A 15,233-nucleotide genomic window follows, 5' to 3' on the forward strand; every position below is an offset into this window, starting at 1 on the left:
GGATTTTTGTACTCGTAGTCATGTTTCCGTTTTTCTGGCAAATCATCACATCGTTCAAACCGCCGGAGCAGATTTATAAGATGCCGCCGGATTGGTTTCCTTCACCTATCTATTTCGGTAGTTATATCGCTACCTTTACTAAACACCCGTTTACCATTTATTTAGAAAACAGTTTGATTGTGGCGACAGCCACCACGCTGTATAGCATCGTAATCGGTTCCCTTTGTGCGTATGCGGTAGCGCGGCTTCATTTCAAAGGAAAAAACTTCATCTTGATGCTTGTGTTGACGGTATCCATGTTTCCAGCCATATCTATTCTTAGCCCGCTTTATATTTTGTTAAGGGATTTCAGGTTGCTCAACACATTCGAAGGTTTGATACTTCCTTATACTACGCATGGATTGCCGCTAACCATCTGGATACTGGCGAGTTTCTTTAAAGATATCCCATCCGAACTGGAGGAATCTGCTCGAATCGACGGTACCTCTCGTCTCGGTGCGTTTTGGAGGATTATCGTTCCTTTAGCCGCTCCCGGTGTATTCACAACCGCAATTCTCGTCTTTATCGGTGCATGGAACGAGTTTTTGTTTGCGTTTTCGTTCATGTCCAAAGACATTATGAGAACGGTTCCTGTCGGTATTGCTATGTTTCCGGGGGAACACGACCTTCCGTGGGGGGATCTTTCTGCGGCCTCGGTCATCGTTACGGTGCCGTTGATCGTGATGGTACTCATATTTCAAAGAAGGATCATTTCAGGTTTGACGTCAGGAGCAGTAAAAGGCTAATCGTGGAACTGAATGTCCCTGGTTACAACACATAGATGAGTGCATAAAAAACTCGTATAAATACGGATTCTTTATGCACTATTTTTCTTGTCGCAGCTTCCGGTGAACCTCATTTCTATTAATTCTTAGAAGGAAAACAGACTTTCTTGGTGAACACTTAGGAGGTACATCTTTTGTCTTGTTATTAAATTTCAGTGAGTTACAACACCTGGAGAGGGGCGCGGATGTTTTTAAAAAATTAAAAAAGAGTTTGTTTGCCAAATTATTGGTCGGCATGCTGATTGCTGTAGTTATTCCTTTTATACTCTCGAATCTGATCTCATACAAAACCACCTCGGATTCGGTTGAAGGTCATGTCATCGCGCTCAATCAGAATACAATGGATATCGGTATGGACAATATAAAACGCTACTTGGAGAACCTTAACCGACTTTCGAATGCGTTTTATTACGACCAAACGCTTATGAGTTATTTGCGGGCCCCGGAAACGGCTCCTTACCAAATGCTTTATATTACTCATCAAATTTCTACCTTATATAACAACTATTCCGAATTAAAAGCGGTCCGTTACGTTTGCACTGCAAGCGGCCAAATATATATGAAATCGCATTCAGCGTTGTTGGAGATTTCGCTACAAAAGCCGCTTCCGGGAATTCCCAAGCAAGAGGGAAAGGATTGGGATGTAACCCGAGAGTATGAAGTATTGATGCTTGGGAAAGAACGAATGTTGGCCTTGCATAAACCTCTTGTTGATTATCCGAGTACTGACGTTCTCGGACTCGTTTCCCTTTTTGTGGAACCATCTGAAATCTCGAAATTAATTCGCCCGTTGTCCGATACCGAGGCGGGTGAAGCGGTGTTTCTACATATTCAAAAGCAATTCAATCTGCTGTATGTATCCCGCCCGGAACTAGCCGTGGAGTTTGACGGACCGGAGTCGGAACCGGAACATTGGGATGGCCGCGGTTACGTCCATGGGAAACTTGACGGACGGAAAGGAGTGTTCGTATACGTAAAGGACCGGTATCAGGATTTGCCGTTGACTCTTGTGAAATTTGTGCCCTCTTTATCCATAAACGAGGCCGCTAACCGTACATTGAACTTTATGGTGGTTTTTCAGTTTATCGCCCTCTTTTTTGTTATCATATTCGCCTCCATCTTATCCTATCGGACCATCTTTCCGATCAAGAGATTGTTGCAAAGCATCGTGCAGTTGGAGAACGGGAACTTCCGCGTGAGTCAAACTTCCGGGCGTTTAGACGAAATCGGTGTATTGGAACAGCGTTTCCAAACCATGGTTGGCAAACTGGACGACTTGATTAACCGTGAATATCGGAGCAGGCTGGAGCTTTCGACTGCACGTCTCAAGATGCTGCAGGCGCAAATCAATCCACATTTTTTATTCAATACCCTGCAATCAATTGGAACCATGGCCCTACGTCACCGCGCCGACGAGATATCTGACAAAATCGCCGAACTTGGTGCAATCATGAGATACAGCATGGATTTGAAGTCGGAAATCGTACCCCTGAAAAACGAAATTGAGCATATCGAGCATTATTTGTCCCTTCAAACGGGTAGATTCAAACACAAACTCTCTTACACCCTTTCCTGCCCGGGTGAGGCTCTGTATATCCGTGTGCCGAAGATGATCCTGCAGCCATTGGTGGAAAACAGCATCATCCACGGCATAGAAAAGGGTCGGGGAACGGGAACGCTGCACATCAGCATTGAGCTCGACCGAAGCCTTTATATTCGGGTTATGGATAACGGTAAAGGTGTCGAGCCGGAGATACTGGCGTGGATTCAAAAGAGTTACGAGAACCGCCAGTTTCATGGATCGGACGAAGGAGGAATCGGTCTCCTCAATGTGCTGTATCGTTTAAATTTATATTACGGAACGGATTTCAAATGGGACATCACCAGCAGCCCTTATGAGATCACAGTCATTACACTGCGTATTCCGATTAAAACTGACGATGAAGGAGGAGATCTGACTTGAAAGTTTTAATTGTGGATGATGAAGAGCATGTTCGAGAAGGAATTGATTTAGCCATCGATTGGAACAAGTTCGGAATAACTGTGCGTCTACAGGCGGAGGACGGACGACAAGCTCTTGAGTTAATACGGATTCATAAGCCAGCGGTCATGTTCTGTGACATGAGCATGCCCGGGATGGATGGTACAGAGCTCTTGCGGCTGCTTCGGGAGGAAGGCTGGGATACACAGGTCATTGTAGTCAGCGGGTATGACGATTATCAATATACGCGGGCGGTGATTCGGGCGAACGGGCTTGATTATTTGCTCAAACCCTTTTCCAAAAGGAATCTTGAACAAGTTCTTGAGCAGGCGGTAAAGGCTTGGAAAGACCGGGAAGTGAACCTAGTGGAAGGACGGGAAACCGCCTACCGAATCCAACGGGCCGATGCTTTGGTTGATGAGCAAAAGCTGTCTGCTTATTTTAAGGGAGAATCCGCATTTCATGTGGGGTTACGCGGACTGCAGTATAAGATCGGGCTTCCTGCGGAACGATTCTGGATTGCGCTCATCTTACCATGTAACCGTTTGGATCTCGTGTGCCGGCGTTTTCGGGGCGATGGGGAGCTATTCATTTTTGCCATCAATAATATTACTCATGAAACGCTAAGTAGCGATGGGGCTCACTACTTATGCAGGCTTGACGACTATCAGTGGATTCTGCTTGCGTCCTTGTCCGGAGATTTACAAACCGCCGTGGAACACCGCAAGAGCATAGAGAAGATGGCCAAAGCATGGCTGGAGACATTGGGCCTTGAAACGTTGGTCGGGTTAAGCCAAACAGAGACCGATATCGAGGGAATGCCCCTTGCCATTACAGAAGCTCGTTCCGCGTTGTTGAAATCCGACATATTGAAGGCTTCCCAAAGGCAACCTACCTCAGTACAGCTTCCACGGTTGACGGATCAGCAGTTTCTGCTCCAAACCGCGCTTGATAACGGCAACAAGACTTATGCGGCCGAGATTATCCGTTCCTTTGTTCAAAGCCTCCGGTCAAGAGGCGAACTTCGACTGAAAGATTTGCAAGCATATACGATCGAGGCCAATCTCCTCTTAGAGCGGGCCATCCGGCTTCACCATTCCGACAAGGAGGCGTCCGATCTTTGGATGCCGCTGTGGATCAGCGATTTGAACGAATGGGAAAGGATCCTTATCCGTCATTGGTGGGCACTCATGGAGGAACAAGGGCGAGAAGGCTCTGGGAACCGCGGCATGGAAGCGATCCGAGAGTATATCGAACAGCATTTTCAAGATGATCTGTCTCTATCGAGTCTGTCAGAACGATTCCATTTCAGCCCGCAGTATATCGCCAAGAAGTTCAAGGAGCTTTACAATACCACAGTGATGACTTATTTAACTGAGATTCGGTTGGATAAGGCCAAATCTCTTCTCCGGTTTACGGACAAGTCGGTTTCTGAAATCGCGAATTCAATCGGCTATGACGACGAAAATTACTTTGGTAAAGTATTCAAGAAACAACAAAACGTTCCCCCTCTACAGTACAGGAGGCAGCATCGTAATTCATAGAAAATAAAATCCATTCCGATCCTATGGTGATAATCACATATGAAAAAGTTGCTTTTCACGATCAGTGCTACCTTATTGCTTCTGAACCTTGTAGTTGGCTGTGCAGGGGGACATGAAGCGCCGAAGAACGCCGCCGTTTCTCCGAATAGCACGGCTAAAGCAGGCAGTAGGGAGAAGGTGACCCTTAAGCTTCTGCAGTTCAAAGCGGAAATCAGCGATAAAGTGAAGGCGATGGCGGACGACTACATGAAGCAATATCCGAACGTCGTCATCGAAACGCATGTAACCATGGACTACGATACGATTCTCATAGCCCGTTTCGCTTCCAAAGATGAACCGGACATCTTCATGGGGAAAGCCTTCACCCACATTACCGCTTGGTCCGGCAGGCTGGCCGACCTGTCTGGTGAGCCCTGGATGTGCAAGGTATCCCCTGTCGCGGTACCGGGTATGACAGTCGGCGGCAAGAAGCTTGGCTTCCCGATTGCTATTGAGGGCTACGGTTTCATTTATAATAAAGATCTCTTCGCCAAAGCTGGCATCGAGAAGGTACCGACAACGCTGACGGAGTTTAAGCAGTTAAACGAAAAACTGAAGGCGTCGGGCATACCGTCCTTCACCGAGGGCTACAAAGAATGGTGGATTCTCGGACAGCACCTGTTTAATCTGCCGTTCGCCATGGAGAAAGATCCAGCAGTTTCCACCGAGAAACTCATCCATGGACAAATGAAAGTTAGCGATATCGCCAACATGAACGGTTTTTTCGATGTTCTGGACATGACCATGAAATACGGCAAAGGAGCGGAGTCCGTCGGCGTGAGCTACGATAACCAGGTATCCGACTTCTCGACCGGCAAAACGGCCATGATGCAGCAGGGAGTATGGACGATCGATTCCATTATGAAAATCAACCCGAATATCAAGATGGGAATGTTCGCCATCCCGCTCAACGATAACGCTGCTGAAACGAAAATGCCAGTCGGAGTACCAGGCTATTATGTACTCAACAAAAATTCCAAGCACTTGGATGAGGCCAAGAATTTCCTGATCTGGCTGCATCAAAATGGCCAGAAGTATCTTGTGGATTCCTTCAAGCTGATTCCAGCATTCACCGATATGAAGACGACGTCAGATCTGGGACCTTTGGCGGCCGATCTGACCGCCTACGTGGAGAAAAACCAAACACTACCTTGGGCTCACACCTTGTGGCCGTCCGGCGCGAACCAAGAGTTTGCGAAGGCGCTCCAAAAATACGTAAGTGGTCAAATAAAGAAAGAACAGGCTTTAAATGAGGTACAGAAAATTTGGAACACCCATTTGACGAATTAATTAGTACTGCTTCTTCCCGTGGTAGTGAGTCTGAAATCAGTTATGATAAAAAATATTCAGGCGTTAAACAAGAGGCAGGAGAACCCGGAGCTTACGGTATTTGTGACATGTGTAAGTTGCTTAGGTGATGACATCGATATATTGGGTGCCCATAGAGTAGGTACAAGCTATTATTGTTTCCGTTGTCATGAAAATGAGTTTAATCCTGGAATAACTGATAGTAGTGATCGGAAGAAGAGCTAATTGTGTGACTAAGATCAAAACTCGCAAAGAACTTGCCGTCATGTTAGAAAGACGCTCTTAAAAAAAATAGAATGTATACGAAAAGTTATTCAAATAAGCCAACATGTCATCGATCCAGTCGAATGCCTTGTTGGCTCCTTTATTTTATTGGACATTTTTATATTATCGATTTATGGATATCACTCTCGGCTACTATACAATCTATTCTTGAAAAAATTGTGTAATATTATAAGGACTACCCCATCCGTATTGGTTGATAAATTGTTCATATCCAGTTAAGACCTTAACAAATTTTACTCTATCTCCATTAAAAAGATCTCGAACAACACCCCAATCTTCCCCTAATCTGCTACCATTTTGGAAAAACTCAGTAATATGTTGGTGACTTGCATGACCCCAGCCAAATCGTCCAATGGGGCCACATCCGTTTTTCAATTCAGAGAGAGCTAATCCAAGCAAAAAATCAAATTGATCAAACGCTTCGCTATATTCATTTTCTGTCGGTAAAATAGACTGAAAATATGGACGCAAGACATCATAAATATGGTTCTGACAGGCTGTATATTCCCTTTCTTTAAGCTCACCATTATCGTTGTAATAACTAACCGACATTATGCCAGCAAGCAATACTTCCACGTCACTTGGATATTCTGCAAGTTGTTTTTTTTCTTCCCTTCCGCTTGATCCTCTTCGGTTGGAACGAAATACTGATTGAGGAGCGCTTGTCTCTCATCCGGTGTCCTGCTTATCTGCTCTTTGAGCTCATCATACCTTGGCTCGCTGCCATATTTCTGCTGATACCACTGGTCCGGGTGTTGTCCAGGATCTTCACTTTCAGCTTGGGCAATCTTCCTGCACAAATCGAGGACGATTTCCCATCCAGTCGGTATCCCAGCAGCCCTAGATACACCTGATCCAAGCAAAACAGCATAGATTCCAGGGGAAGAATACATTGAGAAAGCAAGTGTTGTTGTAGAACTTAACATTTTGAATTTAGGCTCCTTTTGAATTCAGTTGCTTATACTCAGTTCTCCTGTAAATTTATTAATGCATTACGGTGGCCCATCACGGCAGCAAGACATTTAACGTTGTTTCGTATTCACAATCTCAAAAAATTCGATAACACAGGCGAAGATTTAGAAGATTTGATCTCGATTGGAACGATCGGATTGATCAAAGCGATCGAGTCGTTCTCGCCGAACAAAGGCACGAAGCTCGCTACAAAGAGGGGAATGAAATTACGCTCATCGACATTCTCGGTACGGAGGCCGACGATGTCGTGGATAAGGTTCAGCTGAAGATAGAGAAGAGCAAGATATATCGGAACTTGGATATATTGGATATATTGGATGACCGCGAGAGGAAGTCGTTGTCGGGCGGTTCGGGCTGGAGCTCGGTTGGGGAGGAGCGGACGCAGCGGGAGATTGCGAAGGAGCTGGGGATTTCGCGTTCGTATGTGTCGCTTACTTCATTTATTTGGTTTCAGAAAATGGAGGCCAAGAGTATGACCTTAATCCAGTTGGAGCATGTGAGCAAGAACTTTGTGATGGGCGGGGAAACGATTCGGGCGTTGGATGATATTTCCCTGGAAATCGATCATGGCGAGTTTGTGGCGATTATGGGCCCGTCGGGGTCAGGGAAGTCGACACTGATTAACATCTTAGGCTGCTTGGACGTTGCGGATCATGGGGCGTATGTGCTGGATGGGAAGGCGATCAATCAGATGAAGGATGCTCAGCTTGCTGAGATTCGGAATCGGAAGATCGGATTCGTTTTCCAGAGCTTTAATTTGCTGCCACGGCTTAATGCATATGAGAATGTGGAACTGCCGCTTATTTATCGGGGCATGAGTAAGCGTGAACGGGAGCCGCTTGTTATGCAAGCGTTGGAAGCGGTGGATGTAGCGGATCGCAGGCGGCATCTGCCTTCGGAGCTTTCCGGAGGGCAGCAGCAGCGAGTTGCGATTCTCAGGACGCTGGCCGGAGATTTTGAACATTTTCAAGAGATTGAATGAGCAGGGCAGGACGATTGTTTTGATTACGCATGATTTGGCAATTGCTCATCAGGCGAAGCGGGTTGTGTATTTTCGGGATAGGCGGTTGAGTGAGGTTGGATAGGTGGATAAGGACCGGTACTCCGATGGAGTGCCGGTTTGTTATTTACATATGGATAACGAAACTTATCGTGAGAATTATGCGTTTTAATGATGGGAAAAACTGTAGATTAAGAGGTTCTTATAAAGCAAAATGTTTCATTATTAACGTTCATATGCCCAGCAGCAATGACTAAAATCGTTATGGAGAATATTCCAAAAATTATTGAAGGAATCTCAGAACAAAGTGATCAAGCTCAAGTATACAATTACCATCAAAAACAAAACATGTGTTTTCGGAGACTTTATGTAAGATAAAATTACATTAAGTTGTCGTAAAAAACAATCCATTATCACTTATTTTGTGAAATGAAACAATATATAACATGGATTTGATATATTAATTGACGCGAAAATTGATCCGCTTTAAGATGTGATTAGGTTAATCTTTTTTTATATGTTTTCTATATTATAGTAGAATACTGACTTGGTACTTTTAGTAATCTAAAAAGGGGGCGTGAAAACCTGTAACTGTAGGGTACGCTCTGAAGTTGTGTAAGCGGCGGTTTATGCTGATATCAAAGAGCTTATAATTTTTATAAGCTTTGTTGCTTTACGACTAAATGGTTAGTGACAGTGTTAGAACGTATGGGACAAATGACAGTGATAGAAAAGAGGTGCATGTTATGCTGGAGCCCGCAGCAACGGATGACACGAAGTTCAAAACAATGTATCGACCAATAACCGGCTATTGGTCCCGCCTTGGGGCCCGTATGTTGCAGTATAAGTATATGTATTTGCTCGCATTGCCAGGTATAGTGTATTTTATCCTATTTAAATTCGTGCCGATGTGGGGATTACTGCTTGCATTCAAGGACTATAATCCCTTTGATGGCTTTCTGGGCAGTACGTGGGTTGGAACAAAGAATTTTGAGAAATTGTTCACGGATAACTTTTTTTATATCATGCTGCGAAATACGCTTGGCATCAACCTGATCGGACTCATCTTTATGTTTCCGGTACCGATCGTCCTGGCTCTTATGCTGAATGAAATCAGACATGAGGCATTTAAGCGCATCAACCAGTCAATTGTGTATTTGCCTCACTTCCTATCATGGGTCGTTGTCGCAAGTATGACCTTCTTTGTTCTTTCTTCCGATGTGGGTATCGTGAACAAGCTTATTACTGGTGCCGGTCACGAGAGTGTGGCGTTTCTGTCTAACCCCAATTATTTTTGGGGGCTCATCACCGTACAAAGTATGTGGAAGGAAGCGGGCTGGGGGACCATCATATTTCTTGCTGCAATGGCAGGTGTAGATCCGCAACGCTATGAAGCAGCTGTTGTGGACGGGGCTAGCCGTTGGCGTCAAATTTGGCACATCACGCTACCGGCCATTCGCTCGACCATCATTATTTTGCTGATTTTAAGGCTTGGCCATATTGCCGATGTTGGCTTTGAACAGCTATTGCTGATGCAAAATCCGCTTGTTCGGTCCGTCTCAGAAGTGTTCGATACGTATTCGTACACGTACGGCATTTTGAATGGACAAATCAGCATTGGGGTCACCGTGGGGATGTTTAAAGGCGTAGTCGGTCTCGTATTCGTCTTAACGGCTAATTACATTGTCAAGAAGTTAGGCCACGAAGGCATTTACTAAAGGGAGGGAATGTAATATGAGTTTTGTTGCTCATAAACGGATGACGTTGTTCGATTGGGTAAATTATTCGGTTCTTTCCATAATATCGCTAATTTGTATCTTTCCTTTCATTTATGTATTCAGTGTTTCCTTTACGGATCCCCAGACCTACATCCCTCTCCAATTTTATTTAGTTCCTGAAAAATTGTCTCTGGCTTCCTACAAGTATATATTATCTACCGACAGCTTTCTCAACGCGCTGAAAAGCACCGTTTTTGTTACATTTGTCGGTACGGTCCTTAACGTGATCGTAACCTTCTCTATGGCCTATGCCTTGACTAAGAAAACGATGCCCGGACACGGTTTAATCATGTACCTTGTTATTTTTACACTGATGTTTAATGCGGGGCTCGTTCCGAGCTATCTATTAATCAAAGGACTGGGGCTGCTTAACTCCTATTGGTCCTTGATTTTAACGGGGCTAACGAATGCATGGAGCTTGATCGTGATTAAAAGCTTTCTGGAGTCGCTCCCACCTGAGCTTGAAGATTCGAGTAAGATCGACGGATGTTCCGATATCGGGGTGTTCCTGCGCATTGTCATTCCGTTATCGATGCCGGCCATAGCGGCATTCACACTGTTCTTCGCCGTCACTCATTGGAACACCTATTTCAACGCGCTTATTTACATCTCGGACTCTAAGAAGTGGACGCTACAGGTGCTTGTCAAAACGCTTATCATTGATTCGGATTCTACCGGCGTCGGTCAATCCGGAGCAGGCGGTGACGATCGGATGCTACCGCAGGAAACGATCCGCATGGCTTCCATAATCTTGTCGATGGCGCCCATTCTTGTGGTTTACCCGTTCTTGCAAAAGTATTTCGCAAAAGGGGTTATGCTGGGTTCTGTCAAAGGATAATATCATTCTTAAGTTGCAAAATTGCTATTGACATACACAGGTAGCAGAGGAATTTTTTAAGCAATTATATGAACGGTGTTCATTATAATGAACAAAAGTTGTGCTGTATAACGGAAGAGGACGATACTGATGACAATACCCTGACATTCGAATATTCGACGCTCTGAGGGTATGGCATAACTGGCGCTCATTGGGCTTCCAGGCACAATTGATACGTTTTCTACCGGAAAGAGGAATCGAATGGTTTCCGAATTTAAAGTAATGACGGTCAAGGGGAACGTCTCCTGGTTGCCCGTTGTCATTCTGCGGCTGGATGACGAGTATACCAGTTCGTACAAATGAGGTGAACCGAATGTCGCAAATGAGAGTGCATGGAAACAGATGCATAATCGGTTACGATGTTGACGGTTCGGCCTGCGAGGCCCGTTAGCCGCCTTTTGTCGCTGCATTCGAGTAACGGAGGATGTGAATGCAGATTAGGCGTATTCATCTAGGCAAAAGTTCTTACGGGAGCGCAGCACATCCACACATTAAAACTTTGATAGGGGGAAACGACTTGTTATCAAAAGGGAAGTGGCAAAAGAGTACAAGCTTTTCTGTGGCCGTTTGCTGTATGTTGGTTGTTCTTGCAAGTGGCTGTTCTTCAAATGGCAATGTAGCAAAAGAAGGTTTCAGTCCGTCTAATGATAAAACAAAAGATTCTTCCAACGTTGGAGTACCGCTTCAACTCCAGATCTTCGGCGGGCTTTATAATGAGATGCCCGACATGAATAACGCGTACTGGAAAGAGTATCAGAAACGATTAAATGTAAAACTTGATGCCAATTGGGTCCCTTCGGGGGAAGTGATGGCGAAGTTGGATCTGATTCTCGCGTCTGGAGATCTTCCTGAAGTCATTGCATATCCGAATCCGGGACTAAGCATAAACATGATTAATGCAATTAGGAACGGAGCGTTTTGGGATTTGACCCCCTTCTTGGGAGACATGAGCCAGTATCCAAACCTCAAAAACAGTGCCTCTCCGAACTGGACTAAATTTCTTTCTGTAGATGGCAAAATATACGGTTTGCCGCGTTCCAGATCCCTTATTAATAACGCTGTAAATATCCGAAAAGATTGGCTGAATAAGCTTGGAATTCCTGTGCCGACTACCTTGGATGAATATCGCAATGCCCTTAAACAGATTGTCAATGGAGATCCGGACGGAAATGGTAAAAAAGACACGATGGGATTAGTTGGTATTAATGAATCCACTGGCGAAGGTGTTGGGCCGTTTGAAGCGGCTTTCGGCGGATTCGCGCCGCATTATGATAACGAGGGAGGTCTTGTCTGGCATGAGCTGACGAACGAGTATACCTCTTTAATCGAATGGTACAGACAGCTTTATCAGGACGGTTCCATACCGAAGGAATTCATGGTTATGAAAAGGACGCAGATGGAGGAAGCGATTTCGACGGGGAGAGCGGCTACTTACATGCGAAGCATCAAGTATCACTACAACTATGAAGTGCAGGCCAAAAAGATTAAGCCTGAAGCGCAAATTATCGCCCTTCCTCCGTTAAAGGGACCAAGAGGATATTCGGTTGAATTATCGTCAGGAGTTAACGGTGGAATATTCATCTCTAAGAAGGTGCCAGAGGCAAAAGTAAAGCAAATTCTGAAATATTTTGACTCAACAACTTCTCCGGAAATTACAGACTTTGCTTACAACGGAATTGAGGGAGTTCATTACAATATCATAAACGGCCAAAAGGTGCCGACCGAGCTTTCCTTGAAAGAAATCAATACGATGAGTCTCGGGGCAGGGACAATGGCTTACGTGAAATTGGGATTCGTTGATAATACTGCCGCTCCTAAAGAGTACTTAGAAGAAAAAAGAAAACAAGTGGCAGACTATGAAAAGGTCGGCGTGTACAACATATTCACTTGGCTGATTTCTGATACTTGGGTTAAGACTTGGCCGAAATATTCAAACGAATGGAAAACTATGATGACACAAGCAATTGTCGGGCAAATTTCTATGGATGATTACAAATCCTATGTCAATAAGTTAAACAATCTCCCGGAATTCAAACAGGCTTATAAAGAATTTGCTAAAGCGTATAGCTACTATAAATAAAAATCTAAAGGAGGCTTATATGGAAAAGACATGCTTGTAGTACGGCTTGACTGAGGAAGAACGCAATATATTTAATGAGACGGGATACCTAGTCTTGGAAAATATTCTTTCTTCAGAACAGGTGGAGGCATTAACGGTGGAAGTGGACCGGATTTGGGAACGTAAAATCAATGAAGGTCATGATACAACCAAAGCGCTGATGTATACCGATTTCGTGAAGGATCATCAGCTCTTTCTGGATCTTGTCGATTACGACAAAGTACTTCCGAAGGTATGGGATCTATTAGGCTGGAATATTTACATGTATCATACTCATATGATCGTCACCCCCCCATCAGGTCAGGAAAAAAGCGAGAAGACGTTTAGTTGGCATCAGGATAGTGGGCGGGTCAATATGGAAATAGAAACTCATCCGCGACCTAGACTTTCACTAAAGGTAGCTTACTTTTTGTCGGATCTTTCCGTACCGGGCAGGGGGAACTTTTGGATTGTGCCAAATAGTCATCTGCATGATATTATGGAGCTTCCCGAGAACGGTATAGGCCAGCCGATCGGTGCCATCCCCGTTTGCGTGAAACCGGGGACAGCCGTTTTCTTCGACCGCCGGTTGTGGCATGCTGCAAGCACGAACTGGTCTGATATAACACGGAAAGTACTTTTCTACGGATACGGCTATCGATGGATCCGCAGAAAGGACGATATGACTATGGTGGAGGAGCTTTTGGAGAAGTCAGACCCTATTCGGCGCCAGATGCTGGGGGACGGTATAAACTGCAACGGATATTATACGCCCACAGACGGCGATGTGCCTCTGAAGGTTTGGCTGAAAGAGCAGGGCTTAAAGGTATAACATTATCTTGCAAGAGATAATGGATCGTTTGAAGTTGTGCGTCGAGTTAATAAGCAAAGCAAAGAAATAGAGTCGGTTATACGCAGCTATCTGTAGATAGTCTGCGTTTCTTCTTTATTTTGGGGTATCATTTTGAATATTGACTGGTATATATAACTTGTGCGACTTAACCCAAAAAGTTGCAACGTGAATGGTCATAACTTTACCGTGTTTCTCAGATGGCTTGTGATTGCTGGGTTTGTAACATTTTCGATCGTCTAGATTGTCAATAAATCCGGAAATTCCGTGATGTTTTATTCTTATATTCCCGTAAATCGGTTGTTATTTTTATACTCTTGGCAAACTTATATAGTCAAAATGGACTCTTGGCATATAAATAGGTTAATGTCTGAAAATGTCGCGTAGAAAGCGGCTTTTTTAATCTCTAAGGGTCTAATTCCCCGCAGCTTGCTGCGGGGAACTTTATTTTGGGGTTAGTAATTACTAAGCTAACTGGCAGTAGAGCGTAACGGATAAGTTGTAGTAAAAGGGTCAGGCATCATCTAAATATTGTATCCATTTTTCGATAGTTATTGAATGTTACAACTAGTTAGAACGTGTACACTGGCATAGAGAATTGCGCAGCAGGTCCCCGCCGATGAAAATGCGTGCGTAAATTATCGAAATATTATATAGTACGGAGGAAATCATCTATGCTAGGTAGCAGCTCACTAATATCAAGCCCGTGTATCATGCGACATTCCAATAACCCGATTCTGACAGCTCACGATGTCCCTTATAAACCTGCTCTTGTTTTCAATGCTGGCGTTACGAAATTCCAAGGGCAGTATGTCATGATGTTCCGTAACGATTACGGAAATACAGAGCAGGAAACCCTGCTTCCGATCAGCACGACGAATCTCGGGCTTGCCTACAGTAGCGACGGCGTCTATTGGAATGTGCAAGATAAGCCGGTCTTTGGCATCGAGAACGAAGAAATTATGAGAACGTATGACCCGCGTCTGACGGTCATTGACGGGCGCTGTTATCTTTGCTTTGCTGTCGATACGAAGCATGGTGTAAGAGGCGGTGTCGCTGTGACCGACGATTTCGCTAACTTCGAAATTCTCAGCTTATCGGCGCCGGACAATCGCAATATGGTCCTATTTCCTGAACGTATCGGAGGCAAGTACATACGACTGGAGCGCCCCTTCCCCGTCTACGGGAAAGGTGGCAAGGATAGCTTTGATATCTGGATGTCGGATTCTCCTGATTTGAAATACTGGGGGAATACGGAACTGCTAATGGGCCTCGAGAGGGTTCCTTTTGCCAATGACAAGATTGGCCCCGGAGCGCCGCCTGTTAAAACCACCAAAGGTTGGCTGACTACGTTCCACGCGGTGGATATCGATGCATCTCGGGGCAAAAACGGCTGGGAGCCATATTGGAAGAAGCGGTATTCAGCGGGTATTATGCTGTTGGATTTGGATAATCCGTACAAAATTATCGGTGTATGCCCAGAGCCTTTACTCGCACCAGAGGTTAGCTATGAGACGGATGGCGGGTTCCGCAACGATGTCATCTTTCCTGGCGGAATGATTCTGGAGGAGAATGGTGAGGTCAAGATTTATTATGGTGCAGCAGACACAGTTGAGTGTCTAGCAACAGCCCACGTGGATGACTTGATCAGACTGTGTTTTTCAAAATAGATATCGA

Annotated in this window: 12 protein-coding genes and 2 pseudogenes; 11 read left to right on the plus strand and 3 right to left on the minus strand. The window is 44.8% G+C overall.

The genetic code is table 11. From position 1 onward, the window contains the following. Positions 1-20 precede the first annotated feature (20 nt). The 4 genes from BLT91_RS19170 to BLT91_RS19185 all read left to right on the plus strand — a co-directional run bounded on the left by BLT91_RS19170 (position 21) and on the right by BLT91_RS19185 (position 5,678). Entirely contained in the window at positions 21-785 is a 765-nt protein-coding gene (locus BLT91_RS19170) for a carbohydrate ABC transporter permease (RefSeq protein ID WP_090823929.1), read from the plus strand. Between the two features lie 250 nt (positions 786-1,035). Continuing rightward, complete coding sequence (locus BLT91_RS19175; RefSeq protein ID WP_175532397.1) at positions 1,036-2,787, plus strand: sensor histidine kinase; 1,752 nt, start codon at positions 1,036-1,038, stop codon at positions 2,785-2,787. Then, positions 2,784-4,349, plus strand: coding sequence for a response regulator (locus tag BLT91_RS19180; protein ID WP_090823840.1), 1,566 nt, complete (start codon positions 2,784-2,786; stop codon positions 4,347-4,349). Before BLT91_RS19175 ends, BLT91_RS19180 begins: the two co-directional genes overlap by 4 nt. 39 nt (positions 4,350-4,388) lie before the next feature. Further along, on the plus strand, positions 4,389-5,678 hold the full coding sequence (locus BLT91_RS19185) for an ABC transporter substrate-binding protein (protein WP_090823843.1): 1,290 nt from the start codon (positions 4,389-4,391) through the stop codon (positions 5,676-5,678). A gap of 444 nt (positions 5,679-6,122) precedes the next feature. On the opposite strand, the gene BLT91_RS19190 is transcribed toward BLT91_RS19185, so the two are convergent. Both BLT91_RS19190 and BLT91_RS19195 read right to left on the minus strand, forming a co-directional pair. Continuing rightward, positions 6,123-6,557 carry a hypothetical protein gene (locus tag BLT91_RS19190; RefSeq protein ID WP_141225034.1) on the minus strand — a complete coding sequence of 145 codons (435 nt, stop codon included), beginning with the start codon at positions 6,555-6,557 and terminating at the stop codon, positions 6,123-6,125. Next, the gene (locus BLT91_RS19195; RefSeq protein WP_090823847.1) at positions 6,533-6,907 is read right to left on the minus strand and encodes a hypothetical protein; all 375 of its coding nucleotides are present in this window, start codon (positions 6,905-6,907) and stop codon (positions 6,533-6,535) included. Before BLT91_RS19195 ends, BLT91_RS19190 begins: the two co-directional genes overlap by 25 nt. A 114-nt stretch (positions 6,908-7,021) precedes the next feature. Here BLT91_RS19195 and BLT91_RS19200 point away from each other — a divergent pair. From BLT91_RS19200 to BLT91_RS19215, 4 genes and pseudogenes are all read left to right on the plus strand, one after another. Beyond that, a pseudogene (locus BLT91_RS19200) lies at positions 7,022-7,383 on the plus strand (sigma factor); the annotation flags it as partial. A gap of 42 nt (positions 7,384-7,425) precedes the next feature. Further along, positions 7,426-8,038 (plus strand): annotated as a pseudogene (locus tag BLT91_RS19205) (ABC transporter ATP-binding protein). Between the two features lie 661 nt (positions 8,039-8,699). Then, a complete protein-coding gene (locus BLT91_RS19210) occupies positions 8,700-9,671 on the plus strand; it encodes an ABC transporter permease (protein WP_254777023.1) in 972 nt (323 codons plus the stop codon). A 16-nt stretch (positions 9,672-9,687) separates the two neighbouring features. Further along, positions 9,688-10,569, plus strand: a complete 882-nt coding sequence (locus tag BLT91_RS19215; protein WP_090823849.1) for a carbohydrate ABC transporter permease — start codon at positions 9,688-9,690, stop codon at positions 10,567-10,569. Positions 10,570-10,625: 56 nt separating this feature from the next. Here the strand turns inward: BLT91_RS19215 and BLT91_RS31765 are convergent, their stop codons facing one another. Further along, entirely contained in the window at positions 10,626-11,018 is a 393-nt protein-coding gene (locus BLT91_RS31765) for a hypothetical protein (protein ID WP_175532398.1), read from the minus strand. A gap of 107 nt (positions 11,019-11,125) precedes the next feature. On the opposite strand from BLT91_RS31765, the gene BLT91_RS19220 reads away from it, so the two are divergent. The 3 genes from BLT91_RS19220 (at position 11,126) to BLT91_RS19230 (ending at position 15,226) form a co-directional block, all read left to right on the plus strand. After that, on the plus strand, positions 11,126-12,688 hold the full coding sequence (locus tag BLT91_RS19220) for an extracellular solute-binding protein (RefSeq protein ID WP_175532399.1): 1,563 nt from the start codon (positions 11,126-11,128) through the stop codon (positions 12,686-12,688). 46 nt (positions 12,689-12,734) lie between these two features. Beyond that, positions 12,735-13,538: a phytanoyl-CoA dioxygenase family protein gene (locus tag BLT91_RS19225; RefSeq protein ID WP_217635249.1), complete on the plus strand. Its 804-nt coding sequence runs from the start codon at positions 12,735-12,737 to the stop codon at positions 13,536-13,538. A 692-nt stretch (positions 13,539-14,230) separates the two neighbouring features. Next, positions 14,231-15,226, plus strand: a complete 996-nt coding sequence (locus tag BLT91_RS19230) for a glycoside hydrolase family 130 protein (protein WP_090823853.1) — start codon at positions 14,231-14,233, stop codon at positions 15,224-15,226. Positions 15,227-15,233: the final 7 nt, after the last annotated feature.

The organism is Paenibacillus sp. yr247 (genome assembly GCF_900103825.1).
Lineage (GTDB): Bacteria > Bacillota > Bacilli > Paenibacillales > NBRC-103111 > Paenibacillus_E.

What these genes read in the sequence shown, in the direction of transcription:
- BLT91_RS19195 (WP_090823847.1), bottom strand. Translation starts at nt 6,907, where the DNA reads ATGTTAAGTTCTACAACAACACTTGCTTTCTCAATGTATTCTTCCCCT.
- BLT91_RS19230 (WP_090823853.1), top strand. Translation starts at nt 14,231, where the DNA reads ATGCTAGGTAGCAGCTCACTAATATCAAGCCCGTGTATCATGCGACAT.
- BLT91_RS19170 (WP_090823929.1), top strand. Translation starts at nt 21, where the DNA reads ATGTTTCCGTTTTTCTGGCAAATCATCACATCGTTCAAACCGCCGGAG.
- BLT91_RS31765 (WP_175532398.1), bottom strand. Translation starts at nt 11,018, where the DNA reads ATGCAGCGACAAAAGGCGGCTAACGGGCCTCGCAGGCCGAACCGTCAA.
- BLT91_RS19215 (WP_090823849.1), top strand. Translation starts at nt 9,688, where the DNA reads ATGAGTTTTGTTGCTCATAAACGGATGACGTTGTTCGATTGGGTAAAT.
- BLT91_RS19210 (WP_254777023.1), top strand. Translation starts at nt 8,700, where the DNA reads ATGCTGGAGCCCGCAGCAACGGATGACACGAAGTTCAAAACAATGTAT.
- BLT91_RS19185 (WP_090823843.1), top strand. Translation starts at nt 4,389, where the DNA reads ATGAAAAAGTTGCTTTTCACGATCAGTGCTACCTTATTGCTTCTGAAC.